Source organism: Acinetobacter sp. ANC 4779 (genome assembly GCF_004331055.1).
GTDB lineage: Bacteria > Pseudomonadota > Gammaproteobacteria > Pseudomonadales > Moraxellaceae > Acinetobacter.
Genome location: NZ_SJNU01000003.1, coordinates 35,554 through 61,713, shown reverse-complemented (window position 1 = coordinate 61,713; position 26,160 = coordinate 35,554). Strand labels below are relative to the sequence as shown.

The following is a 26,160-nucleotide window of genomic DNA, read 5'->3' as shown; positions in this document are numbered from 1 at the left end:
ATTTATATTGCTGAAAAGGGGGTGGAGTTATGGCTCATCATTTTTTAACCACACGTATGTTAAGTAATCAACTGAACTTTTAATTGTATTCATGTTCAGAGCATGAATTGAAAAGTGAGAGCAACATGCCCATATATAACTCAAATCAATCGCACAGACAGATTGTGAAAGTTGTCGTATGATCGAAGCATTTCACAACAACAAAGTCTTGGCTTAAGACCGACAGGATTAGGACATTATATGAATATCGCGGCAAACCCAGTGGTTGAAGCAGACCAAACTGTTTATTTAAAAGACTATCAAAAACCTTCTTTTTTGGTTGATTCAATCAATCTGGATATTCAGGTTTATACGGATCGTACCGAGGTCAACGCAACCTTGGTGATGAAGCGCCAGACCGCAGGGGATTTGGTACTGCTGGGTCGTGATCTGGAATTAAAATCCATTACTTTGAACGGCAAGCAATTAACCGAAGCAGACTACACGCTAGATGCTGAGCAGTTGGTGATTGCTGATGCACCCAATGAAGTCATTCTTGAAACAGAAGTCATCATTCATCCTGAAAGCAACACGCAACTTGAAGGTTTGTACCAAGCTGGCGATGATTTATTTGTCACCCAAAATGAACCCGAAGGTTTCCGTAAAATCACCTTCTATCCTGACCGTCCAGATGTCTTGTCTGTCTTTACCACACGTGTAGAAGCAGATAAAAAATTCCCGGTACTTTTAGCCAACGGCAATTTGATGGAAGCGGGTGAAGCAGGTGAAGGTCGTCACTATACGATCTGGCAAGATCCAACCAAAAAACCTAGTTATTTGTTTGCTTGCGTGATTGGTGATTTGGCAGTTCTGAAAGATTCATATGTAACTTCTGAGGGCCGTAATGTCGCACTCGAGATTTATGCGGTAGAAAAAGATATTCCAAAATGTCACATTGCCATGGAAGCGCTAAAACATTCCATGCAATGGGATGAAGAACATTATGGTCGTCCGTATGATTTGGACAACTACATGATTGTGGCAACCAGTGCATTCAATATGGGTGCCATGGAAAATAAAGGCTTAAATATTTTCAATACCTCATGTGTACTTGCAGATGAAGAGTTCACCACTGATGCAGCCATCATGCGGGTACAATCTGTGATTGCGCATGAATACTTCCATAACTGGACGGGTAACCGGATTACTTGCCGTGACTGGTTCCAACTGTGCTTAAAAGAAGGTTTGACTGTATTCCGTGATCAGTCTTTCTCGGAAGATTTACAGTCCGCTGCGGTACAACGTATTGATGATGTTGCCGTATTGAAAGCACACCAGTTCCCTGAAGATTCAGGTCCGTTATCGCATCCGCCACGTCCAGATCATTTTGTAGAAATTAATAACTTCTATACTGCGACTGTGTATGAAAAAGGTGCAGAAATTAACCGCATGATGGCAACCTTGCTGGGTAAAGAAAAATTTCGTCAAGGTACAGATGAATACTTCCGCCGTCATGATGGTCAGGCAGTAACTGTTGAAGATTGGGTTTCATCATTGACTGCTGGGTCGGGTGTCGATTTATCTGCATTCCTGATTTGGTACAATCAGCCGGGTACGCCTAAACTGGAAGCCAAAGGTGAGTACGATGCGGAAAAACAAACCTATCGTTTAAGCTTTAAACAAAGTTTAAAAGCAAATGCCAAATATCCCAACCTGAAAGCTGTGCCGATTCCTGTTGCTTTAGCACTTTTTGATGCAGAAACAGGTGAACAATATACGCTGCAATCTGGAGCACTATTTGAAAATGGCGTGAAAGATGGCATGTATTTATTTGATCAGAGTGAGGCAAGCATTGAATTTAGCGGGGTAACTGCAAAACCTGTGGTTTCATTGCTACGTAATTTCTCGGCTCCGGTCAATCTTGAATTCAACTATTCAGATCAAGAGCTGGCTTTCTTGATGCAATATGAAACCAATGGTTTCAATCAATGGCAGGCCACTCAAACCTTACTGGAACGTATTTTACTGGAAGGCCATGAATCTGATATTTATATTCAAGCCATGAAAAACACTTTGCCTGAAGTTATTCAAAAAGATCCACTGTTGGCTTCACGCTTGTTTGACGTCCCAACCGAAGGTTATTTGGGCAGCCGCATCGATACAGATTATCAGCCTGCCAAAATTCAGAAACAGCGTAATGCCTTACTGGACACACTGGCTCGTGAACTCGGTGCATTCTGCAAAGAGACTTACCTGGAGTTAGATCCCGATAGTCAAAGTGAATTCTCTCAAGCGATGGGCGTTCGTGCACTCAGAAATATCATGCTCAGTATGATTGCGCGTCAGGGTGATGCCTCTGCCTTCGATCTGGCTTATGAGCAATATCACACTGGGAACATGTCTGAACGCTTGGGTGCGCTTAAAGTCTTGGTTTGGAATGATGCACCACAGGCTGAAGAAGTGTTGGCAGACTTTTATAACCGCTTTGAAGATGAAGCCTTGTCTTTAGATCAATGGTTTATGCTTCAAGCAGCACATCCGAAAGCAACTGCGGAAACCATCAAATACCTAACTTCACATCCGGATTATGATTTGGGTACGCCAAACCGGATTCGTTCAGTGAGTGGGGGGTTAAATGCCAATCCGGTAAATACCTGGAGTTTTGGTGTTCAGCACTATATTGATCTGGCTAAATATCTGGATGAGAAAAACCCGATTGTCGGTTCACGATTACTGCAAGTGCTTTCGCGCTGGTACACCTTGGCAGAGCCACAACGTACAGAAGTAAAAACTGCACTGGAAGCTTTAAAACCGCAAGTGAAATCTAAAAATGTGGTGGAAACTTTAAATAGTATGTTGAGTATCTAACTTCGCATTGCTTAAATGACTAAAAAGTCTTTTCTGGATTAAAACTCAGGAAAGGCTTTTTTATTTTGAATGTAATATTGCTGAAGAATAAATGATCCGGTGTTTAGACTAACTACATTAAAAAGATAAAAGGATCAGACTTATTTTGTATGGAATGATTATTTTTAAAGTGTCGATTAAATCACATTAATGTCGTAAAATGAGGCTATTAAAGCTCAACTCAAGATGAGCTTTTGTTATTTAGGCAGATTGCCATTGGATTAAGCCTGTCATTTTATTACTTAGACTGGAGGTTAGTTTTGTTAGTTAAAATTGAAGATGGTTTTTATTTAAACTCTCTACATATTATTGCAATTCGAGTTTCAAAAAGTAGCAGCGATGGACATTTTATTGTGGTAATTGAATATACACCGAATAATGTTCAGGCGATGGGAACCTATCAAAAAACTTTTAACAGTAAAATTGAAGCCGAAATTTATCTACAAACTTTGCACCAACACATTTCCAAATAAATCTTGTATATCGTTATTAATGTTACAGCTTAAACTTATTTAATAAGAGTTTTTAGTTAGGATAAGTCTTGGTGAGACACATCTGAATAAACGGTTTACTGATCAATATGAGTCAATTGATGATTTTTTATAGTTAGACACGTACTAGAAGACATATAAGGGATGATTATGATTAAAACGATATTCACTTTACCCTCTGCTTAAGCATTTAATGACTTTATCCGTATATCAAAAGAACGCTGGTAATCATAATTCAGATAAAAAACTGCTCCAGAGGCTGTGGATGAAAACGCTTAGAGCTATGGATCTAAAGGATAAATCGTTGTGTTATCGGTCAAATAAAAGTCCCTAAATCTAGGGACTTTCTTATGGTTAAACTTTTATAATCAGTACAGGAATAGGCGATTGGGTCAATACAGCTTGCGCCACACTTCCCAGCACTAGTTTTTTGAATCCTGTGCGGCCATGTGAACCCATAATAATTAAATCCGCACCGACTTCATCGGCCACATGAATAATTCCTTCAGCAGGTGAGACACCGCGAATGATTTTGGTATCTACATCAATGTTATCTCGAATGAAGGATTGCTTGATTTCAGTTAAACGTAACTGTGCATTCTTTTCAGCCTGCATAAAGTAATCTGTAATTGCAGGTGCAACTTTATAAAAGTCCACTCCGATAAAGGGATCTACAGCAATCACACTGGTAATCGTGACTTGGCAATGAAGGGCTTGGGCTAAAGATAATGCTTGTTCAACCGCTGCATAAGAAATAGGAGATTCATCTACCGGAACTAAAATATGTTTATAAGTCATGAAATTATCCTTATGAATATAGCTGATTTGGAAATTTTTTAATGGTGACAGTCAGTCATTATGAAAAACGAGAGGCTCATTTGAATAGCCAAATAAACCCCACATCAACTGCAGGATTTATTAATCAATAGTTATTCTTTAACAATTAAAACAGGAAGCTTGGTTCCTTTTAAAACGTCTTGAGCAAAGCTCCCCAGCAAAAACTTTTGAAAACCTTTACGGCCATGTGAACCCATAACAATCAAATCAATTTTTAATTTTTCCGCTGTTTCAATAATTCCTTCTTCAGAGACATTGCCTTTAACCACCTGAATATTGGCAGTGACACCATTTTCACTGGCAATGGCTTGAGCTTGTTTCAATGAATTTTCAGCATTGCTATAGGCTTGTACGAAATACTCTTTCATAATGGGAGAGGGATAGTAAAAGTCTGCATCAGAGAACGGGTCTTCAGTAACTAAACTGATTAATGTTAATTGGCCGCCAAAAGCTTGGGCAATCTGAGCTGCTTTCTGCACTGCAGACAATGAAATAGTGGAACCGTCAACTGGGACTAAAATATTTTGATAAGGCATAAGACTTGTTCCTGTAAGTTTATTATGTAGCTATTAATTATAGATAGCACATTGTCTTTGAATGATCAATTTAGACTGTGAAAAATGAGTTGAAATTCATTAAATTATCTAAAAATCATAGATATAAATGTGTTCTGTTCTGCATTTAATTCCGAGTTGAAAACTAAACATTGCTATAAATATTTCTAAATGTTTAAACACCTATTAAAATGCTCAAAAATATTATCGTCTGCAATGAATAGCGAACGAAATAAATTCAATAAGGGAAGGCTGTGTATTCAAAATTTTTGGGTTTAACTTTAGGGTTAATTGCTGTTTTAAACAGCAGTGGTTGCCAGAATACACAAAGTAGTACCAAGGTGATTGCAAGTGTTTTTAATGCTTCCACCAATGTGCAAAAAAAAATGATTGATAAATATGCACCCCAAGAGGTTTTGGTGCAGAAAAATATTATGTATATGCAGCAACCCTCATTAACTTTGGATGTTTATCAGCCAAAAAATGTGATGCAACTTGAACCACGTCCAACCATAGTTTGGGTTCATGGCGGTGGCTGGGTTTCAGGTTCTAAAGAACATGCGCGTGGCTACTTTAAACTTTTAGCTAACCAAGGCTATAACGTGGTTTCAGTGCAATATCAGTTTGCACCGAAAGTGATTTATCCCACTCAGTTACTACAAATTAATCAGGCATTAAAATTTATAACCGAGCATTCGCAGGAATATCATATTAATGCCAATCAATTATATTTGGCGGGTGATTCTGCAGGTGCGAATCTAGTCAGTCATTATGCAGCTTTAATCAGTCATCCTGATTTTGCTCAGCAGTCGGGTATTACGCCGTTGATACACCGTGATCAGATTAAGGGCTTGATTTTACATTGCGGTATTTACGATATGAATGCTTTTATTAATACTGCGTCAGATGAATTGAAATTAATCGAGTGGGGCGTATTTAACTTGGTTCAAGCCTATACGGGCAATAAGAAAGATGATTCTGAATTTTTAAAAAGTATTTCTCCAATCCAATATTTAACAGCGAATTATCCACCCGTATTGATTAGTGGCGGGAATAAAGACTTTTTAACCCCGACACAATCTGTACCTTTTGTAAAAGCTTTGATAAACCAGAACATACCTGTTACCGAAGTATTTTATCCGAACTCCAAAGAATTTCTAGTCCATGAATATCAATTCATGATGAGTAAAAAAGCCAGTCAGCAGACATTTCAACAGACTATTCAATTTATTCAAAAATATAGTCCTTCAGTTTTTAAATAAGGCTAGAGGCTATTTTAGTTGAAAAATTAAAGACAAATTTTATTAAAATACATGACCTAAACTTTGCTGAGTATATTTTGAGGAGGCAGAGATGAATCCTGTTTTTATTGCCTATGCTTTACTTGCCTTAGCAATTATTTCAGAAGTGACAGGCTCAACTTTTTTAGTGAAATCTGAAGGTTTTACTAAATTGGGTCCAAGCCTTTTCGTTTTTATCTTTTATGTCATTTCGTTTTATTTATTATCTCAAGTGATTAAAACGATTCCTTTAGGCATTGCTTATGCCATATGGGGAGCCGTGGGTATTATTTTGACCGCTTTAATTGGTTTTTTCATCTTCCGGCAAAGTCTGGATTTAGCTGCGGTGATTGGGATTGCCATGATTGTTGCAGGCGTTATTGTGATAAATGTTTTTTCTAAATCAGTAGGTCATTAATTTTATAAGTTATAAAATGACTTCTTTTAAAAAATGATCAGGCGATCAAATAACGCAATGTGTAGGGAAAATATAAATAGATAAAATAACTTATATCCCTATAAAGAGATATAAGTAAAAAAGACATACATTATTTGAGGGATGATCGCGTTTTAAACTTCAATACGATTGACACCGCAAAGCCAAATAATAATCCCCAGAATGCTGAACCAATCCCAAAGAACTGTATTCCTGAAGCGCTGAATAAGAAGGTCATTAAAGCAGCTTCTCGTTCACTGATATCTTGAAAAGCGATGGCAATGTTGTGACTGATCGTGCCAAATAAAGCAATTCCCGCAAGAGCCACAATAAAAATGTGTGGAAATGACATGAGTAAGCTGGTAAGCGTTGCCGCGAAAATACCCATCACAATATAAAAAAAGCCGCAGCTTATTCCCGCAATATAGCGCTTTGCAGGATCTGGATGCACTTGATCATCTAAACTGACTGCAGCACTGATGGCAGCAATATTGACACTATAGCAACCAAAAGGCGCAAATAGGGTTTGAGCAACCCCGGTCCAGCCAATGAGGTGGTTGACATGTGGTTGATAGCCATAGCTTTTGATCATGGCAATTCCAGGTAAGTATTGAGATGCCATGTTGATTACAAATAAGGGCAGGGCTAATCCTAAAATAGCTGACCAAGTGAATACAGGCGTTATCCATACCGGTTTGGCTACGCTCCATTGTAAAACCGGAGTGTGAAACTGCATAAACATGGGACAAAGGATCAGTCCGGCAATCACGGTAATCACGATGCTATAACGTGGTGACAGTCGTTTAGATAGAATGTAAACGGCCAAAAGTGAAAGAATAAAGCCCCAATCATTTTGCATGCTGGCAAAAAGTGCGATGCCAAATTTGAGTAATACCCCGGCAAGCATGGCACTGGTTAGGCTCTGTGGAATATAGGACAAGACTTTCTGAAAAATGCCTGAAAAACCTAAAATTGCAGTAAGTAACCCGCAGATAAAAAATGCACCAATGGCTTCATATAAGCTGTAGCCGCTACCCGTTGCCAAAATCAGCGCAAGCCCGGCAGTCGACCAGGAGGTCGCAACCGGATATTTAAATTTCCAGGATAGAATTAAACCTGAGAGTCCAATCCCTAAACCTAAGGCCCAAAACCAGGAGGTGATTTGTTCAGGAGTTGCACCCAATATTTGCGCAGCTTGAATCACCAAAACCGCAGAAACACTGATACCAATCAGAAAGGTAATGAAACCTGCAAATACAGCAGGAATAGAAAAATCTTGAAGAAATTTTTGCATAAATCCTTTGCATCATCATTTTATAATGGTTGAAAAGCGTAGTAATCATACGCCTTTCATTTTTAAGCGCAAAGGCATAATTGAAATAATAAATAGCGCTGCTCTATGTTTAATTATTTAACAGCGAGCGGAATTTATAAAGTCGTTGTCGCAAGCTTAAACCCGAAACCGCAAAATAAAATTCCAACAGCAGCCACACAGGACGCAGTCACTTTATAACGCTGGGAAAAATAGGTAGCGAGTTTTGCGCCTGAAAAAATCAGGATAGTTAAATAACTCATACTAATGATCTGTAACACGACCGCAAGTGCAGTAAAGGTAATTGCCGGGTATGGATAAGCAGGATCAACAAACTGAACGAAGAAAGATAAATAAAACAGAATTGCTTTGGGATTCAAAATACTAATAGTGAGTGCAGTTTTAAATGGCTGCAATTGCTCAATGTTATTTTCTGCGACTGCAATTTCTTTCTGTGAGTGCACAGTATTCCATGTGTGATAGGCGGCTATGAGCAATTTGATGCCCAAATAGCTGAGATAAAATGCACCAATAATTTTGAGTAAGATAAATACCCACGGGAAAGCGTGCAGCAATGAAGCTGCTCCTAGTGCGGTGAGTAAAATTAAAATGAGGTCACCGGTATAAACACCAAATGCACTTTTATAGCCGGCTTTAATACCAAAACGCGAAGCGATGGACATCACGTATAAAGAGTTCGGTCCCGGTAATAACACAATTAAGGTTGTACCAATAATATAGGTACTAAGATCGGTTATGCCGAACACAATAAACACACTCTCACACAATCAAAAAGCCGACCTGTTTACTATAACAAAATCGGCTTTTTGATGGCGCAATATTCGTATTTTAAGCTTGTATTTCAGCATCTAAGCCAAAAGACTGGCGAAGTAATGTACTTAATTGATCACGGGCTTTAATAAAGCCGTCAATGCCGCTCTGTAAAAGCTGCGAAGACATCAAGTCATGTTCAATTTGTTGCTTGAAGGTTTCTTTGGTTAAAGGCGTAACAATATGCTGACAATGGGCTTGTGCGTGATTATTTGAAAGCTGGGGAACGACTTCCCGTTGATCCTGTTCAAGTTCTGCCAAAAGGTTAGGTGAAACTGTAAGCAGGTCACAACCGGCTAATCCTAGAACTTGATCAACGCTTCGGAAGCTTGCGCCCATAATTTCCGTTTTAATACAGTGTTGTTTGTAGAAATGATAAATCTGCTTTACTGAAAGTACACCGGGATCTTTATCAATCGGGTAGTGATCTACATTTTCCGCTTTCTTGTACCAATCTAAAATACGACCGACAAAAGGTGAAATCAGCGTCACATTGGCTTCTGCACAGGCTTGAGCTTGATGTAAGCCAAATAATAAAGTGAGGTTGCAGTGAATACCTTCAGCTTCTAAAATTTTAGCAGCTTGAATGCCTTCCCAAGTCGAAGCAATTTTAATTAAAATACGGTTTTGGTCAATGCCATACGCTTTATACAGTGCAAGCAGTTCTTTGGCTTTAGCAACAGTTTCATCTGTATCATAAGACAAAGAGGCATCAACTTCGGTTGAAACACGACCTTCAATGAGTTTAAGAATTTCAACACCAAACTTGACCGTGAGTATATCAATCGTACGTTCAACTAAAAGATCACCGCTATAACCTTCAGATTTGGCTTGTTCAAAGGCAGCTTCAATTAATTCCTTATTTTCAGGTTGATTTGCCGCAGCCGTAATGAGTGAAGGATTGGTTGTTGCATCCAGTGGACGGTATTTTTCAATAGCGGAAAGGTCACTACTATCGGCAACAAGGGTGGTTAGGCTTTTTAATTGGTTTAAGGCTGATTGAGTCATTGGTCTAGTTCTTAAAGTTATTTCCCGTATATTTGTTATATCACAATCTGCTTTTAACCCAAGTAAAAAGCGTGTATAAGCCCTGTCTATTTTGTGTTTTTACGCGAATTTCTAATGTGATTAATCAAAAAATGAGCGGCGGCACCCAGCTGACTTTCTCGACTCCAGACCAAATCGACAAAATATTCAAATTTAGGACTGAAATCTAAAAAGTTAAGAATTTTAAGCTGCTGCTTGATGTGGGGATTTTGATTTAACATTGCCAGAGGTAAAACTCCCCAGCCCAGACCTTGCATAATCATGGCGCAGGCAGAATGATTGTTGTCTGTGCGCCAATATTTTTTGGAAAATAACAGTTCAGGCTTAATGGTTCGGTCACGGCTGGCTACCACAATTTGCCGGTTTTGCAAAATTTGCTCATAGCTGACTTGTTCAAAGGCAGCTATATCAGAGTCAATTGCGGCTACAGGAACCAAGGCCTCACGTTTAAGTTCGACAAACTGTTCACGACTTTCCAGTTGTTCACGTTCAAACATCAGTGCCAATTGAGCTGTCTGATTAAGCAGCATTTTTAAAGCATCTTCTTGTGGGGCTGAAAAAATATTGATTTGCAGTTCGGGAAATTGTTTTTCGATCAGTGAAATATAATCAGTCCATTGTATGTGTAACAGTTCAGAGACCACCACAATATTCAAGCTTGATTCTAAGCCTTCGCTTAAGGCAAAAGCATGCTGTTTCCATTGATTAATTTCAATTAAGAGTTGTTCAGTTTTTTCATACAAGGTCAGTGCCTGCGGTGTTGGAACGGGTTCGCGTCCAACACGTTGAAATAACGATAAATTCAGATCTATTTCTAAATTGGCAATAGACATGCTCACCGCAGAAGGAACTTTTCCCAACTTTCTTGCAGCAGCAGAAAATGAACCGCTTTCGATGACGGTTTTAAAAATAATCAGTTGTTCTTGGTTAATATTCATCTATCAAAACTTTTGAAAGAATCTAATTCGATTAATCAATAATATCAAAATAGAATCCATTCACCCAAATGAATGAGTATAAAAATGTTGATTTCCAAAAGAAGGATTGTCCATGCACTGAGCTATGAGATCATCTTATTGGTCATCATTGCGATTGCCTTAAGCTTTATTTTTGATATGTCGATGGAAGTGACTGGCACACTGGGTATTGCAATGGCGGTTACTTCAGTGTTTTGGAATATGATCTTTAACCATTTCTTTGAAAAGTTTGAAGCCAAACGTCATCTAAAAAGAACGGTAGGTATACGTATTTTGCACGCGATTGGTTTTGAAGGCGGCTTAATGTTAGCCACCATTCCAATGGTTGCTTATGCTCTGGAGATGAGCATTGGGCAGGCCATTTTGCTTGATTTAAGTATGACCCTGTGCATTTTGGTGTATACCTTTATCTTTCAATGGGGTTATGACGCAATTGAAAATCATCTAACACTCAAGCGGCTTGAGCAAACATAAGATATAAATTGAGCATTGTTTCACCCAATAATTCGGCTGTTTAAATAAAATTAAAAACTGACTATTTGTGGTCTTTTAGAGAGAGTAAAATTTTTTTGATATAAAACTGCTGTACATACATTAACCTAAAACTGACATTTTGAAGCATAAAAGCGGCCTCATCTCCTCTATATTAAATCTTGCACTGCTTAAATATGAGAAAAGTGCATAGTTAAAACTTATTTAAAATTTAATTTTAAAAGCATGATAAAAGGATAATACGAAGATGAATGATAATTTTGATCGTGACGTTATAAAAAACCTTCCTAAAGATGCTCGAGATGATTTGAATGCAGATCCAATTACAGGTGAGCCAGGTGCACATCCAGTAGGGACTGGCGTGGGCGCAGCCGGAGGTGCAGTGGCTGGGGCCGCAGTTGGTGCAATGGGTGGCCCAGTTGGCGCAATTGTCGGTGGTGCTGTCGGGGCAGTGGTCGGCGGTTTAGCAGGGAAAGGCGCTGCGGAAGCAGTTAATCCTACCGAAGAAGAAGCCTATTGGCGTGAAACGGCGCATACCACTCCTTACTATGCTGAAACACTTACTACCTATTCCGACTTAGATTATGAGCGAGATTATGAAAACGCTTATCGAATTGGTTATGAAAACCGTCCTCATTATGACTCAAGTACGCGTTTTGAAGATGTGGAAAGTGAGTTGAAACTTAAATGGGATCATGCCAAAGGATTGTCTCGTTTAACCTGGAATGAAGCAAGAATTGCAGTTAAGGAAGCTTGGGATCGTGCTACACGGTAAGCTTTAAATTCTCTTCATTTATAAAATTTAAAAGCCCTCGAAAGTTAAACTTACGAGGGCTTTTTGTTTAGAGAGCTAAAGCCGTTGGCTTATTTTTCAATAATCGCTGTTACACCTTGACCACCCGCAGCACAGATCGAAACAAGCACACGACCTGAACCTTTCTGGTTAAGCAGTTTTGCTGCAGTGGCAATAATACGACCACCTGTTGCTGCAAATGGATGACCAGCTGCTAAAGATGAACCTTTAACATTGAGTTTAGAGCGGTCGATTGAACCAAGTGGTGCATCTAAGCCTAAACGTTCTTTACAGAATTTTGGATCTTCCCAAGCTTTCAATGTAGAAAGGACTTGTGATGCAAAAGCTTCGTGAATTTCGTAGTAGTCGAAATCTTGTAAAGTGATACCGGCGCGCTCAAGCATACGTGGAACTGCATAAGCCGGTGCCATCAATAAGCCTTCTTTTTTCTCTACAAAATCTACCGCAGCAGTTTCTTGGAAGGTTAAATAAGCAAGAACTTCGTGTCCATTTGCTTTCGCCCATTCTTCAGAAGCTAAAAGTACACAAGATGCACCGTCAGTGAGTGGAGTAGAGTTACCCGCAGTCATGGTACGTGCATCACCTTTACCAAAAGCTGGCTTTAATTTGGCTAATTTTTCTGCAGTTGAATCAGGACGCAAATTATTGTCACGTTCTAAACCTAGAAATGGTGTGATCAGGTCGTCGAAGAAACCTTCTTCATATGCAGCTGCCATTTTTTGGTGTGAAGATGCAGCAAGTTCGTCTTGCGCTTCACGAGAAATACCCCATTCAAGGGCAGTGATCGCTTGATGGTCACCCATAGAAAGACCTGTACGGGGTTCACCATTTTTAGGTGCATCCATTAAATCTTTCAGATTGATTTTAGTTAACGCTTTTAAACGATCTTTAGCCGTTTTTGCAATGTTTAATTCAAGTAAAGCTTTACGTAAACCGTCACCGAACGCGATCGGTGCATCAGAGGTAGTATCTACACCACCTGCAATACCGACTTCAATTTGGCCCAAAGCAATTTTGTTGGCAACTAAGAACGCAGCTTGTAAGCCGGTACCACATGCTTGCTGAATATCGTAAGCAGGTGTTTCTGGAGCAAGGTCAGTGTTTAACACACATTCACGAGTCATGTTAAAGTCACGACTGTGTTTTAAAACTGCGCCTGCAACGACTTCACCTAGGCGTTGACCTTGCAAGTTAAAACGCTCAACCAGACCATTTAATACTGTTGTAAACATGTCTGAGTTGGAGGCAGTAAAATAAGCGCCGTTTGAACGAGCGAAAGGAATACGGTTACCACCGATAATAGCAACGCGGCGAACAGTGTTTTGACTCATGGATTTATCCTGTGGAACAGCAGTTTGAGTGGCAGATTTAGATTTTTTTGCATTTGAAGCAGTACTTTTATTTCTTGGCGAGGTTGAACGAGTGCGAGTCGTCTTGGTGGCAGTGTTTGCTGACTTAGGGGCAGTGCCAGAGCTTTTAGTGGTACGCGCGGTACTTTTTGATGTATTTGACACAGTTTCCGTAGCAGAATTTTCAACTGTTGGATTTTCTTGAGTTGACTTGCTCATAAGGCTTTTCCAAGCATTTTAAAGTATTCTTGGGGGGTACATTAACACAATCTAAAAACAGCTGAATTGACTGCAATGACATTACACAAAGCATTCAGGTCAAGACATCCATGGTTTAACTAAAGTATGATTCTAACGAAACTGATGGATGTATTGAAATATAAGACTCTAGACATCATATTGAAGTTAAAAGGATATCTTTAATCCATCAAAAAATTAATTTGTATGAGAGATAATAAACATGACTGACCAATATCAAACATTCGCAAAATCTCCTATTGGTAAATTTGTCATCAAAAATTTAGGTTTGCCATCCCCGATTTCTTTAGAGCGTTTTGAGTCGGCAACTCCCGTGGTTAAGGGGGCAGTTTTATTTGGTGCTGCGCCATCTTCAACTTTATCCGGTTCAATTGCGCAAGTTCTCGCAAACATTCATGCCAACAGCTATGCAGGTAACAATACTGACTTACAACAAGCTGCCGCAAAAACAGGTTTAAGCCTGAATGCCTTCAATGAAGGCGACAAAGAATCTAAGTTTAAAGCTGTGATCTTTGATGCATCTGGGATTCAAAATTCTGAACAACTCAATGAGCTCTATAACTTCTTTCATCCGATTGCACGTCAAATCCAGACCTCTGGTCGTGTAGTGGTTGTCGGCATCACACCTGAAACTGCAAAAACAGTAAAACAAGCCATTGCACAACGTGCACTTGAAGGTTTTGTAAAATCTGTGGGTAAGGAATTCAAAAAAGGGATTGCTGCTCAACTTGTCTATGTAGATGAAGGTGCTGAAGGGAATTTAGAATCTACAGTTCGTTTTGCCTTGTCTCCACGTTCTGCTTATGTGTCAGGTCAGGTGATCCGTGTTTCTAAAGCTGAAATGGTAGATGTCGACTGGGCAAAACCATTGGCAGGTAAAACAGCTGTTGTCACAGGTGCAAGCCGTGGTATCGGTGAAGCAATTGCACATGTCTTGTCACGTGATGGCGCGCATGTGATTTGCTTGGACGTTCCGCAACAACAGGCCGACCTTGATCGTGTTGCGGCTAAAATTGGTGGTTCGACTTTAGCCATTGATATTACCGCAAGCGATGCAGGGGAAAAAATTAAAGCCGCTGCAGCAGCTCAAGGCGGTCTGGATATTATCGTGCATAATGCCGGTATTACCCGTGACAAAACTTTGGCAAACATGAAGCCTGAGCTTTGGGATCTGGTGATTAATATTAACTTGTCTGCAATTGAGCGTGTCAATGATTACCTTCTTGAAAATGACGGCTTCAATACAAATGGTCGTATTGTGTGTGTATCTTCTATCTCAGGTATCGCAGGTAATTTAGGTCAAACCAACTATGCAGCATCTAAAGCAGGTGTCATTGGTGTAGTGAAGTTTACCGCGCCAATATTGAAAAATGGCGTAACCATTAACGCCGTTGCACCTGGATTCATTGAAACGCAAATGACTGCTGCAATTCCATTTGCGATTCGGGAAGCAGGCCGTCGTATGAACTCGATGAGTCAAGGCGGTTTACCTGTCGATGTTGCTGAAACCATTGCATTATTTGCATCCTCTGCTTCTACAGGTTTAAATGGCAACGTTGTTCGTGTATGTGGTCAAAGCTTGTTGGGTGCTTAATCCTCAAGAGCCTTGAATTTTCCCTCTCCTTTAAGGAGAGGGCTAGGGAGAGGTAAGATTATTTGTATTATAAATGGGATGGAATTCACCCCTCATCCCAACCTTCTCCCTGAGGGGGAAGGAGCTTTCAAAATATTGAAATAAAAACTTCCGAAGGTCCAGAATGAATACTCGCCATTTTAGTCAACTTCCAAAACCTTATTTAGCCTATCCGAAAGTGATTAAAGGCTTGATTTTTAAAAAACCGAAGGGTGAAAAAGTGCTACCGCAAGTTGAATATGTGGTGGATTCATTTAAGGTCGATCAAAAACATCTCACAGCTTACAACGAAGTCTGTGGCTTTAAAAATAACGGTTATATTCCTGCAATTTATTTAGCGGTGTTGTCTCAAAGCCTGCAAATGCACATGATGACGCAAGAAGCGTTTCCATTTGCGATTTTAGGTTTGGTGCATATCCGTAACCAGATTAAGCAAACCCGTAAAGTTGGAGTAAATGAACAGCTGACGTTGTCTTGCAAGTTTGGCGAATTACAGCCACATGACAAAGGTGTCCAGTTTGACTTTGTTACTACTGCAAAAGTAGGTAATGACGTGGTGATGGAAGGCACAACCACTTATCTTGCACGCCAAAAAACCAATGGCAAAGTTGCAGCTAAAGTGACTGAATCAAAAGCACCTGCCTATGTCATGCAAGCAGAGTGGAATGTATCGGAAAATACCGGTCGCCGTTATGCTTTAACTTCGGGTGATTTTAACCTGATTCACATTCATGCCATTACCGCAAAAGCCTTTGGTTTTAAACAAGCCATTGCCCACGGCATGTGGAGCAAAGCCAAAGCACTTGCAAGCTTGATGCTTCCAGACAGCTATGAAGCGGATGTATGGTTTAAGTTGCCGATGTACTTACCCTCTAAAGTTGAGTTTTTAACCGCAAATGAAGGTAAGAATATTGAATTCCTGATTCGAAATAGCAAGAATCAAAAACCGCATGTCTCGGGTAGTATTAAAGCACGATAAGAGCAAAGCCTAAGTCACTGCTGATTTAGGCTTTTTGTTTTAAGCTTTAGGTAAATAACGAGTGTTAGGGAAAGCACGGTTTAATGAATAAATTAAAACAATATATCTTCGCCAATCGTAATCATTATCAGGGTCATGTCGATGAGCGTTTTCAAGACTTAGCCAAACAATTTAGCCGTATGCAGGATGCACGTGCTGAACAAGGTGGGGTGGCTTTAGTCGTTTATTTCCAAGGACAGAAAGTCGTGGATATTTACACCGGTAAAAAATCGGTAACTGAAAACTGGCAATCCGATACGTTGTCCATGTGCTATTCCACCGGTAAAGGGGTACTTTCGACACTGGCTCATATTTTAGTGAGCGAAGGTTTCTTAAATTACGACACGCCTGTGGCACAGTATTGGCCTGAATTTGCACAGAATGGTAAAGCGAAAATCACTTTAAGGCATATATTGAGCCACCAAAGTGGCTTATATGACATTCGTAATCAGATTGAAACGGCCTCTGAAATGGCGGACTGGAATCATATGCTGGACGTGATTGCAAAAGCCAAACCCCGTTTTGAACTAGGCACTGATGCAGCTTATCAGCCCTTAACTTTTGGCTGGCTGGTCGGTGGTGTGCTTGAAAAGGCGACAGGAAAATCTTTATCCGATTTGATGCAACACTATTTGGTAGAACCTTTGGCTCTAGATGGAGCTTACTTTGGCGTTGCTGAATCTGAGTTAGCCCGAGTTGCAAGACCCTTGGCAAAATTAAAAATAGATGCTAAGCCTTCATTACAAGCAAAACCGAAACAAAAGAAAGCGTCAGCATTTGAAAAGGCAATTGAATGGTCAGGACAAAATCCGCAAGATTTCCAGGATGCCATGATTCCCAAAGGGATGAAAAAATTTAGTTTTTTTAGTGATGAAGGTTTAAAAGCGGTGATTCCGGCTGCAAATGGAGTTTTCACTGCGAATAGTCTGGCAAAAATGTATACCATGCTTGCCAATGGTGGTGAATGGAACGGTCAGCAATTGATTCGCCCGGATATTTTTAAAGAGTTGAGCACAGTTCAATATACCCAGCGTGACCGTATTATGCCGCTACCAATGCATTGGCGTTTGGGTTATCACCGGGTTTTAACTTTAGGGAAATCATCAAAAGGGTTTGGGCATATGGGTTTTAATGGATCCGGAGCTTGGTGTGATCCGGAGCGTGGTTTAAGTTTTGCTTATACGCATAATTTTGCTACAGGTTCGCTCACGGGTGATTATCGTCTGTGGGGTTTAACCCAAGAAACCTTACGTTGTGTTGATGCCGTATTAAATGGGCGGAAGGGTTGGTTTTAAACGATAGCTCATTTTAGACATGTAAGCGCCTATTCTGAAGGCGTAAATTCGGTAAAAGTGTGATATTTTCCCCACACCAAAATCTCTACATTGGGTTGTCCTGATGAAAAAGCCGCTTCTTATTCCGCTAATTGCTTCTTCTGTTTTGTTGGGTTGTCAGGATTCTACCCAGTCAAATAGTGAAAATAATAAGCAAATTGATCAAGTTTCCGAGCAAAAAGTTACGCTTGCGAAATGGGTTGAAGAATACCAGGGCACCACACCATGCATGGGTTGTATTTCTCGTTGTGAGGAATGTCCAGGTATGGCTGTAGATTTAGTGCTCAATCAGGACAAGAGCTATACTTTAAAACGTGAAAGTTTAAGTGGAAATGATAAGCAGGAAATCTATATAGGACATTTCCGGTTTAGTAATCCTGAGCAGAGTAAACTTGAATTAATACAGGTCAAGACTCGCAATTTAATTTATGTGGATTTAGATCAGCAATTGCTTGAAATCTTGGAAGATCAGACAGGGAATATTTTTAATGCTGAAGATGATTTCATTTTAGAAAAGAATGTTTAATCCATTTTGTTTAAGGGTTTGCAAAATCGAAAAAATAGTTCTACTTATCTCGCATTTGATTGAATGCTTTTGCAGATTGTTCATTCACTCTTTGGCAAAAAAACAGTATGCTTAGACCTGTAAAAAGGAGCATACATGTATCAAGTACTTGCGCGTAAATATCGTCCACGTAATTTTATTGAATTGGTTGGACAAAACCATGTGTCACGAGCACTCACCAGTGCCTTAGAACGTGGTCGTTTACACCATGCGTATTTATTTACTGGCACACGTGGCGTAGGTAAAACGACGATTGCGCGTATTTTGGCGAAGTGCTTGAACTGTGAAACGGGTGTAACTTCTACGCCGTGTGAAGTATGCGCAACTTGTACAGCGGTCAATGAAGGTCGCTTTATTGATTTGATTGAAATTGATGCGGCATCACGTACTAAAGTTGAAGATACGCGTGAACTGCTCGATAACGTTCCATATGCACCCACACAAGGTCGTTTTAAGGTTTACCTCATCGATGAAGTGCATATGCTGTCTACGCACTCATTCAATGCGTTACTGAAAACACTAGAAGAACCGCCAGAACACGTCAAATTCCTTTTTGCAACAACCGATCCACAAAAGCTTCCGATTACTGTTATTTCCCGCTGTTTGCAGTTTACTTTGCGTCCACTTGCTGTGGATGAAATTACTGAACATTTGACTCATATTTTACAGAAAGAAGGAATTCATGCAGAACAGGATGCAATCTGGCAAATTGCTGAGTCTGCACAGGGTTCACTCCGTGATGCACTGTCTTTAACCGACCAAGCCATTGCCTATGGTCAGGGTGGAATTCAGCATCAAGATGTTAAAGAGATGCTGGGCTTGATTGACCGAACCATTATTTATGATCTGGTTCTAGCCATTCATCAAAATAAAAAGCAACGTGTCAGTGAATTGTTGATGCAATTTAGACAACAGGCTTTAGATGTTTCGCTGGTTTTAGATCAGCTAATTTCAACTTTGCATGAACTGGCTTTACTGCAATATTTACCAGATTTAAGCCTGAAATATAGTGCAGAAATTAATAAAAAAATCATGCAATTATCGCAGCTGATTTCAGCACAAGATTTACAATTGTATTATCAAGTCGCTTGTAAAGGTCGTTCGGATTTACAACTTGCCGTGACCCAAGAACAAGGCTTTGAAATGTGCGTGTTACGCTTATTGGCGTTCCGTCCATTGCAACCGAATGAAGTCTTGGTATCTGCGGCACAGGTTCAGCTACCAGCAGCACAAATTGCTGTTCAAGCATCTGTACAAAATGTGCAGCAACAAGTGGATGAATATCAAGTACAAGCTGAGCCAGTTGCAGAAATTGAAGCACAGTTAAGTTCACAAAATCCAGAATCATCTTCGGATGATTTTCTGGACGAACCAATACTTGAGGTTGCCGCGCCGAATTCCCCAGTACATCCAGATCAAATTGTCTTTGATCCAACTTCAGAAGATGCATTATTTGATTTAGATGAATCAAATAATGATATCAATCTCATGCCAGATAGCACTGATCAGATCGAAGCGAGCAGTGATGATTTTCTGTTTGATGAAATCGCACCGTTAAATGATGCTTTTGATACTGATACTGATACTGATACTGATACTGATACTGATACTGATACTGATACTGATACTGATACTGATACTGATACTGATACTGCAAAGCATAAAGATAACCTTGCTGTGGTGGAACAAGCGGAAGATCTATTCTTAAGCCATCAGCAGATGCCGATTGAGTCTGTACACGCTGAAGTTGTACCAGCCGAAGTTAGCGATGAACCGGTCATTGAAGAAACTAAAGTGGCGGTTAAAACTGTATCCACACAAGATTCAGGTTTAATGCCACAAGATATCTTAAGACTAAGCCCTCAAGAGCTTGAAGGGGATTGGACAGTAGATAAGTGGGAATACTGGTTTAGAAATAGTGCATTATCACCCGCGGTACAGGAATTGGCACAACAGGGTGTAATGACGGGTCAAGTTGATGGCGAATCGTTATTTCATATTCCACCGCAATATGAACAGTTGTTAAATCAGTTACAACACAGCTTAGAACAAGCATTAAAAACTGAATGGCCGAATACCCATTTTCAGGTCAAATATGCTGAAGTTGAAACAACCACACCATATAAAATGCAGAATGAACGTAAACAGAGAGCCTATGCACGTGCTTCAGAGCTCCTTCATGCAGAAGCTGCGGTGAAGGATATTTTGCAAAATTTCGATGGTGAAATACAGAATATCCAGCTTAAATAAGTTTATTCATTGATACAGTATTGCGATAAAGCATCCCGCATTTCACTTGGAATCGGGGTGCTTTTTCGTGTCTGGCGATCTACAAAGACATGCACGAAATGACCTTGAGCAGAGGCGAAATCCTCAAATGCTTTAAAAATCGCTAAATCATATTGCAAGGATGAATTGCCAAGTTTGGAAATCACCACCCCCACTTCAATAATTTCAGGATAAGAAAGTTCCTGAAAAAAACTGCAGGCTGAATCGATGACCAGTCCAATGATGGGGGAAGATCGAATATCGAAGTCTGCCTTTTCAATTAGCAAGGCATTGGCTGCGGTATCAAAATAACTGTAATAGATGAAATTATTGACGTGACCATAGATATCGTTATCTGACCAGCGTGTTTGAATGGGTAAGAAGTATGAGAAATCAGCACGTTGTTTCGGTATTTGCTTCATTGTAACTTTATTTTCTATAGGTCATTTAGATTCAGTTGTACTGTTAAAAATAAATGAGTGCAAGCCGGTAAAAGTAAGGTCATTTACGTGGAAGCAAATGACCTTACGATATTATTTTTTATTGATACGGTTTTTTTCGAAACCAATAAAAAGTTAATTAAATATAATATTAAGATCAATAAAATTATGCATAAATCGCTTGATAAATCTGTCGGGCATCCTGCAACTGCAGTTCACGCGGATTATTTTGTAAAAGCCTAGTTTGCAACATGGCATCATTGGCTAATTGCTCAAGCTTATTTTGCGCAACATTTAAATCTTTCAGTTTTAAAATCAAACCGCTTTTATCGAGATGATTTTGCATATGGTCAATAAATAAATCGCATAAACCATCCGTGCTGCCGGTACTTTTTGGATCCAGCCAACACATCAACTCAGCATAGAGAGGCTTGGCATTGGGCGCATTAAACTTTAAAACTTCGGTCAAGACCAAAGCATTGCTATGACCGTGGGAAATATGGAAATGTCCACCTAAAGGATAAGCCAATGCATGTACCGCAGCGACTGGAGCATTAGCAAAGGCTTGACCGGCAAGCATTGAACCGACCAGCATATTTTGACGTGCTGCTAAGTTCTGTCCATCTGCCAAGACTAGGCTTAAATTGTTATTGAGTAAGCGTAATGCTTGTTTGGCCAGCATATCCGCATAAGAATTCTTTTTTATTTTTGAGGTATAAGCTTCAATGGCGTGCACCATTGCATCTATACCCGTTGCAGCAGTGATATGTGCAGGCAAGTTTTGAGTGAATGTGGCATCTAAAATGGCGACATCTGCAAATAAAACCGGAGACACAATCCCGGTTTTTGTGGTTTCACCTGTAGTGACAATAGAAATAGGGGTGACTTCAGAACCGGTACCTGCCGTGGTGGGAACTAAGAATAATGGCAGTCGTGGATTTTTAGCATTATTGATGCCATATAAATCTTGCAATGTTTGTTGTTGTGCCGGATGCGCTAAAATCGCAATCACTTTTGCGACATCTAAAGAACTTCCCCCACCAAAACCTAAAACGATATCGATTTTTTCATTCTTGGCGAATTGAACAGCATCTAGCACAATATGTTCTGGTGGATCAGCCTGAACGCTAGAATAAATGACATAATCCAGTTGGATGGTTTCTAAAATTTCAATAATCGGTAAATGAAGTTGCTGCTGAATCATGCCGGGATCGGTGACCAGCAACAGCTTTTTATAAGATTGCTGTTGCAACAATTGCTTTAACTCATAGATCGAGCCAAGCCCTGAAATAATATTCGAGACGGTCTGGAATTGAAAATGGCTCATCTATTGCTTCCTTTTTGATATCAATTTCAAGATTATTGTTTTAGCGTTCTATAGGATTCATCCCATAAATAACTTACCATAAGACACCTGAAAATAAAGTAGTTGTCGAGGTTGTTATGTCATCCAAAACGCCATATAAGGTGTTATGTGTGTGTTTAGGAAATATTTGTCGTTCTCCCACTGCAGAAGTGGTGCTTAAACATTTTTGTGATGAACATCAGCTCAATATTGTGATTGATTCAGCTGGAACCAGTAATTACCATCCCGGAAAAGCGCCGGATGAGCGTAGTCAGAAGCATGCTTTAAAGCGTGGCTATGATTTATCAGCCCTGCGTGCACGCCAATTAAAACTCCAGGATTTCATTGAATTTGATCTGATTTTAGCAATGGATCATGAAAATTTATCGAATATTCAAGCTCTTTTAGATCAAGCACATATAAAATATGGAGCGGCTCAGATTCGGGCAAAAATTGCATTGATGAGTGAATATGATCAAACTTACTTAAAACAAGCTTTACCAGATCCGTATTATGGTGGGATAGACGGTTTTGAGCGGGTATTGGATCAATGTGAATCAAGTAGTTTGGCGTGGGTCAATATTTTTAGACAACAGTTCAAACAACAGATCGATGTGAAATAAAGGTTTAAGCACATGAATATTCAAACTCAAATTCAACTTAAGCCTTTTAATACCTTAAGTCTTGATGCGACTGCATCACATTATATTAAAGTCCAATCTCAACAAGAATTGGTGGATGCCTTAAATTATGCCAAGCAGCAACAGTTAAATGTCCTGATTCTGTCTGGTGGCAGCAATATGTTATTGCCCGAATATATTCATGCACTTGTGCTGCATATAGATATTCAGGGTATTGAACATCTTGCTGAAGATGAATACTGCAAGACTATTCGAGTGGGTGCAGGACAAATCTGGCATGACTTTGTTTTATGGACCACAGCGCAAAATTTATACGGTTTGCAAAATCTGGCTCTCATTCCAGGTTTAGTCGGTGCTTCCCCAGTACAAAATATTGGGGCCTATGGGGTTGAAGCAGGCGAATTTATTGAATCGGTTCATGTTTATGATCGCCAGTTAGAGCAATTCCGCCTTATTCTGGCTTCAGACTGTGATTTTTCATATCGGCATAGTATTTTTAAAGATGACCCGAATCGTTTTGTGATTACTCATGTGACTTTTAAGTTGCATAAGCAGGCGAATTTAATGTTGAATTATGGGGATCTTAAGCAAGCGGTAGGCGATGAACAAACAGCTGAAAACTTGCAAAAACAAGTGATTCAAATCCGTCAAAGCAAGTTGCCGAATCCAAAAGAATATCCCAATGTGGGAAGTTTCTTTAAAAATCCGATTGTTTCAGCACAGTTTTATGACCATTTAGCACTATCATTTCCGAATTTACCTCATTACCCTCAAGCTAAAGGTGGCGTTAAAATTGCAGCAGGTTGGTTGATTGATCAATCGGGTTGGAAAGGTAAGCAGTTAGGTATGGTGGGGATGTTTCATAAACAGGCCTTGGTTTTGGTGAATTACGACCAGGCGACTTTGGCGGATGTGAAAGCCACTTATTATGCGGTACAACAGGATGTGCAGCAAAAATTTAACATTTTATTGGAACCTGAGCCGGTACTGTTTGATGAAACTGGTTTAATTCGTTCACATAGGGAATAAGAAAATTATGGCGAAATCGCATTGGATGGTTCGATTGGTACAAATAGCATCGGTGTTATTTGTTCTTTTCGGCTGTTTCATGGTTTTGATTTATTCGCCATTTTATTCAGGCTGGGTGGTAAAAGCCCTGAACAGTTTTGTTCCTGTTGAAGTCAATCAAGTGGCTGCGAAAAGTCAACAAATGGCTGCATTGAGCGAACATGAGAATCTGGAGCCGGGTTCTAAGTTATGGATAGCCCGACAAGCCTATTTAAAACTGATGGAAGAAGCGATACAAAGCCACAATTCGCAGAATCTGACTGTGATTCAGGCACGCTATAAAGCCTTGCAACACATGATTGAGGAGGCGCAACAGCAGGAAAATGATGCTCAGGAAAAGCCACGTATTCCGTTGCTTGCAAAACCCGTAGATGATGAGATAGCACAAGAAGATCCCGCTCAAAACGTTAAAGATTTGTTGGACTTGAACAGTACTGAAAATAAAGCGTTAATGGAAAAATATGTAGAATTTCTTCGCACGCATAAAATTGAACAGGAACAAATTACTCAAGAACCTGTTGATGAAACTATTTATCAAGATATTGCATTAATTCACGAACAGAATGAGCAACCTCAGCTGCCAAGTTCAAAACCTTATGCCATTGTGGTCTTGGGCGGCGGACTCACATTGGATAAAAATGGCAAAGATATTGTGGTGAATGACTACACACGGCTGCGTTTAGAAAAAACTTTAGCGATCGAAAAAGAATATAAACTTCCAATCGTACTGAGTGGTGTAGAAGCACCGTATATGCAACGCTGGTTGAAAGAACATGAGGTCAATGCGAAATTGCTGGAAGACCGAAGTATGAATACCTGCGAAAACTCGCGTTTTAGCTCGTTGCTATTGCAAAAAAAGGGTGGAGCGCCGAGGGTGATATTAATCACAGATCGTTATCATATGCCGCGTACGCGTCGTTTATTTGCATTAAATGGTATTGAAACTGTGCCTGTTGAAGCACCCATGCCAACGCATCTGACACACTGGCGTCCAAGTGAACGAAATTATGATCATAGCCGCCGTGCCAATTATGAAATGTTAGCCACCATTCGTGATGTCTGGTTTGGTCCCAGTGATTGTCGGGAGGTGCCTTAATGCCAGATAGCCCATTTTTAAATCCCAGTATTTTAAAACAGCTGGATTTGCCGATTCCGAGTCGAGAAACCACACCCCAATTGCTTGAAGCCTTAAACCTGAATAAGCCTTATCAACCTTCAGTGGAGATTCAGGCTTATCGTAAATTATATGGTTTGCATTTACTGGAGTGTGAGCATTGGCAAGGCTATGTGCAAATGCCTTTGTTTAAATTGCATGTACAGGTATTCCAACCCAATTTAGCCAATCTTGCTTTTAATAAAATACGCGGAACGGTGTTTTTATTGCATGGCTATCTGGAACATAGCGGGATTTATCAGCCGATTATTCGGGAATTACTGGAACAGGGTTTTAGTGTCATCACTTATGATTTGCCCGGTCATGGTTTAAGTGATGGTTCACCTGCGAACATTAAGAACTTTGATCATTATCAGCAGGTTTTGCATGCTGTTTATCACTACGTTAAAAATGCCAGTCAATTACCCAAACCATGGTTGGGCATTGGCCAGAGTACCGGTGGGGCCATTTTGCTGCATCATTTGCTCGCGTTTGCGGAGCGCCGTGAAAACCCATATGTGGAGCGTGTGTTATTACTTTCTCCACTGATTCGACCGGCGAAATCTGCTTGGTGGCATAATTCTGTAGGTTTAGGCATTATTCGCCGCATCAAGCGTCAAGTACCGCGTCATTTTAGACGCAATAACCACAATCCCGAGTTTCTGCGCTTTGTACGTTTAAAGGATCCTTTGCAGCCGCGTATGATGGGCATGGACTGGATTCTGGCCATGTCCAAATGGATGCAAGAGATGGAAGCACGTCCTGCCTGTCGTATTCCTGTATGGTTGGCGCAAGGTGCGCAAGATCAGACCGTGGACTGGCGTTATAACATTGAGTTTATTCGTCGCAAGTTTCGGCTACAAACCTTGTTGATGCTTGAAGAGGGGTCGCATCAGTTAATTAATGAACGCGCGGATATTCGTGCCGCATTGACTGGCCTGATTCCAGCATTTTTACATGCACAAAGTTCAGATGGCTATTATTAAATTTCATAAGAATGAGTGAATCAAAAAAAGGTCGTATAAGCCAAGATAAGTCAGTTAAATCATGAACTGGTTTTTCTTTTTAAATTCCACATGGTGTCTGATATATCTACAGCTCATCTGCAACCTGCGCGATATTTTAACTCAA

24 protein-coding genes are annotated in these 26,160 nt (G+C 40.0%); 15 read left to right on the top strand and 9 right to left on the bottom strand.

Going from position 1 to position 26,160, the window contains the following annotated elements; genetic code table 11:
- Positions 1 to 240: 240 nt before the first annotated feature.
- Both pepN and E0H80_RS04960 read left to right on the top strand, forming a co-directional pair.
- Positions 241 to 2,847, top strand: coding sequence for an aminopeptidase N (pepN, locus tag E0H80_RS04965; RefSeq protein WP_131363719.1), 2,607 nt, complete (start codon positions 241 to 243; stop codon positions 2,845 to 2,847).
- 299 nt (positions 2,848 to 3,146) lie between these two features.
- Positions 3,147 to 3,359, top strand: coding sequence for a hypothetical protein (locus E0H80_RS04960; protein ID WP_131363717.1), 213 nt, complete (start codon positions 3,147 to 3,149; stop codon positions 3,357 to 3,359).
- Between the two features lie 372 nt (positions 3,360 to 3,731).
- Here E0H80_RS04960 and E0H80_RS04955 read toward each other — a convergent pair whose 3' ends face one another.
- Together E0H80_RS04955 and E0H80_RS04950 are read right to left on the bottom strand one after the other, a co-directional pair.
- Positions 3,732 to 4,175: a universal stress protein gene (locus E0H80_RS04955; RefSeq protein ID WP_067866847.1), complete on the bottom strand. Its 444-nt coding sequence runs from the start codon at positions 4,173 to 4,175 to the stop codon at positions 3,732 to 3,734.
- A 131-nt stretch (positions 4,176 to 4,306) separates the two neighbouring features.
- Complete coding sequence (locus E0H80_RS04950) at positions 4,307 to 4,750, bottom strand: universal stress protein (protein WP_131363715.1); 444 nt, start codon at positions 4,748 to 4,750, stop codon at positions 4,307 to 4,309.
- Between the two features lie 272 nt (positions 4,751 to 5,022).
- On the opposite strand from E0H80_RS04950, the gene E0H80_RS04945 reads away from it, so the two are divergent.
- Positions 5,023 to 6,030, top strand: a complete 1,008-nt coding sequence (locus tag E0H80_RS04945; RefSeq protein WP_131363713.1) for an alpha/beta hydrolase — start codon at positions 5,023 to 5,025, stop codon at positions 6,028 to 6,030.
- Positions 6,031 to 6,121: 91 nt separating this feature from the next.
- Positions 6,122 to 6,466, top strand: a complete 345-nt coding sequence (locus E0H80_RS04940) for a DMT family transporter (protein ID WP_131363711.1) — start codon at positions 6,122 to 6,124, stop codon at positions 6,464 to 6,466.
- A gap of 130 nt (positions 6,467 to 6,596) precedes the next feature.
- Here E0H80_RS04940 and E0H80_RS04935 read toward each other — a convergent pair whose 3' ends face one another.
- The 4 genes from E0H80_RS04935 to E0H80_RS04920 all read right to left on the bottom strand — a co-directional run bounded on the left by E0H80_RS04935 (position 6,597) and on the right by E0H80_RS04920 (position 10,612).
- The gene (locus tag E0H80_RS04935; RefSeq protein ID WP_131363709.1) at positions 6,597 to 7,778 is read right to left on the bottom strand and encodes a benzoate/H(+) symporter BenE family transporter; all 1,182 of its coding nucleotides are present in this window, start codon (positions 7,776 to 7,778) and stop codon (positions 6,597 to 6,599) included.
- 134 nt (positions 7,779 to 7,912) lie between these two features.
- Positions 7,913 to 8,563, bottom strand: coding sequence for a leucine efflux protein LeuE (leuE, locus tag E0H80_RS04930; protein WP_131364039.1), 651 nt, complete (start codon positions 8,561 to 8,563; stop codon positions 7,913 to 7,915).
- Between the two features lie 82 nt (positions 8,564 to 8,645).
- Positions 8,646 to 9,635 (bottom strand): transaldolase, encoded by a 990-nt coding sequence (gene tal / locus E0H80_RS04925; protein WP_131363707.1) that lies wholly within the window; start codon positions 9,633 to 9,635, stop codon positions 8,646 to 8,648.
- An 86-nt stretch (positions 9,636 to 9,721) separates the two neighbouring features.
- Positions 9,722 to 10,612 carry a LysR family transcriptional regulator gene (locus tag E0H80_RS04920; RefSeq protein ID WP_131363705.1) on the bottom strand — a complete coding sequence of 297 codons (891 nt, stop codon included), beginning with the start codon at positions 10,610 to 10,612 and terminating at the stop codon, positions 9,722 to 9,724.
- Positions 10,613 to 10,696: 84 nt separating this feature from the next.
- Here E0H80_RS04920 and aceI point away from each other — a divergent pair, with 84 nt between their 5' ends.
- Entirely contained in the window at positions 10,697 to 11,125 is a 429-nt protein-coding gene (aceI, locus tag E0H80_RS04915) for a chlorhexidine efflux PACE transporter AceI (RefSeq protein WP_131363703.1), read from the top strand.
- Positions 11,126 to 11,390: 265 nt separating this feature from the next.
- The gene (locus tag E0H80_RS04910; protein ID WP_067866864.1) at positions 11,391 to 11,918 is read left to right on the top strand and encodes a hypothetical protein; all 528 of its coding nucleotides are present in this window, start codon (positions 11,391 to 11,393) and stop codon (positions 11,916 to 11,918) included.
- An 89-nt stretch (positions 11,919 to 12,007) separates the two neighbouring features.
- Here E0H80_RS04910 and E0H80_RS04905 read toward each other — a convergent pair whose 3' ends face one another.
- A complete protein-coding gene (locus E0H80_RS04905; protein WP_131363701.1) occupies positions 12,008 to 13,525 on the bottom strand; it encodes an acetyl-CoA C-acetyltransferase in 1,518 nt (505 codons plus the stop codon).
- 241 nt (positions 13,526 to 13,766) lie between these two features.
- On the opposite strand from E0H80_RS04905, the gene E0H80_RS04900 reads away from it, so the two are divergent.
- The 5 genes from E0H80_RS04900 (at position 13,767) to dnaX (ending at position 20,364) form a co-directional block, all read left to right on the top strand.
- Positions 13,767 to 15,158 (top strand): 3-oxoacyl-ACP reductase, encoded by a 1,392-nt coding sequence (locus tag E0H80_RS04900; protein WP_131363699.1) that lies wholly within the window; start codon positions 13,767 to 13,769, stop codon positions 15,156 to 15,158.
- A 163-nt stretch (positions 15,159 to 15,321) separates the two neighbouring features.
- Positions 15,322 to 16,176: a MaoC family dehydratase gene (locus E0H80_RS04895; RefSeq protein WP_131363697.1), complete on the top strand. Its 855-nt coding sequence runs from the start codon at positions 15,322 to 15,324 to the stop codon at positions 16,174 to 16,176.
- Positions 16,177 to 16,259: 83 nt separating this feature from the next.
- A complete protein-coding gene (locus E0H80_RS04890) occupies positions 16,260 to 17,510 on the top strand; it encodes a serine hydrolase domain-containing protein (protein WP_131363695.1) in 1,251 nt (416 codons plus the stop codon).
- Positions 17,511 to 17,613: 103 nt separating this feature from the next.
- Positions 17,614 to 18,075, top strand: a complete 462-nt coding sequence (locus E0H80_RS04885) for a copper resistance protein NlpE N-terminal domain-containing protein (RefSeq protein WP_131363693.1) — start codon at positions 17,614 to 17,616, stop codon at positions 18,073 to 18,075.
- 135 nt (positions 18,076 to 18,210) lie between these two features.
- On the top strand, positions 18,211 to 20,364 hold the full coding sequence (dnaX, locus tag E0H80_RS04880) for a DNA polymerase III subunit gamma/tau (RefSeq protein ID WP_131363691.1): 2,154 nt from the start codon (positions 18,211 to 18,213) through the stop codon (positions 20,362 to 20,364).
- A gap of 2 nt (positions 20,365 to 20,366) precedes the next feature.
- On the opposite strand, the gene E0H80_RS04875 is transcribed toward dnaX, so the two are convergent.
- Positions 20,367 to 20,804 carry an acyl-CoA thioesterase gene (locus E0H80_RS04875; protein WP_131363689.1) on the bottom strand — a complete coding sequence of 146 codons (438 nt, stop codon included), beginning with the start codon at positions 20,802 to 20,804 and terminating at the stop codon, positions 20,367 to 20,369.
- Positions 20,805 to 20,988: 184 nt separating this feature from the next.
- On the bottom strand, positions 20,989 to 22,149 hold the full coding sequence (locus tag E0H80_RS04870) for an iron-containing alcohol dehydrogenase (RefSeq protein ID WP_131363686.1): 1,161 nt from the start codon (positions 22,147 to 22,149) through the stop codon (positions 20,989 to 20,991).
- A 116-nt stretch (positions 22,150 to 22,265) separates the two neighbouring features.
- On the opposite strand from E0H80_RS04870, the gene E0H80_RS04865 reads away from it, so the two are divergent.
- The 4 genes from E0H80_RS04865 to E0H80_RS04850 are packed head-to-tail and all read left to right on the top strand — an operon-like array spanning position 22,266 to position 26,015.
- Positions 22,266 to 22,790 (top strand): low molecular weight protein-tyrosine-phosphatase, encoded by a 525-nt coding sequence (locus E0H80_RS04865; RefSeq protein ID WP_131363683.1) that lies wholly within the window; start codon positions 22,266 to 22,268, stop codon positions 22,788 to 22,790.
- Positions 22,791 to 22,802: 12 nt separating this feature from the next.
- On the top strand, positions 22,803 to 23,837 hold the full coding sequence (gene murB / locus E0H80_RS04860) for a UDP-N-acetylmuramate dehydrogenase (RefSeq protein ID WP_131363680.1): 1,035 nt from the start codon (positions 22,803 to 22,805) through the stop codon (positions 23,835 to 23,837).
- A gap of 7 nt (positions 23,838 to 23,844) precedes the next feature.
- A complete protein-coding gene (locus tag E0H80_RS04855; protein ID WP_131363677.1) occupies positions 23,845 to 24,972 on the top strand; it encodes a YdcF family protein in 1,128 nt (375 codons plus the stop codon).
- Complete coding sequence (locus tag E0H80_RS04850) at positions 24,972 to 26,015, top strand: alpha/beta hydrolase (protein ID WP_067866889.1); 1,044 nt, start codon at positions 24,972 to 24,974, stop codon at positions 26,013 to 26,015. Before E0H80_RS04855 ends, E0H80_RS04850 begins: the two co-directional genes overlap by 1 nt.
- Positions 26,016 to 26,160: the final 145 nt, after the last annotated feature.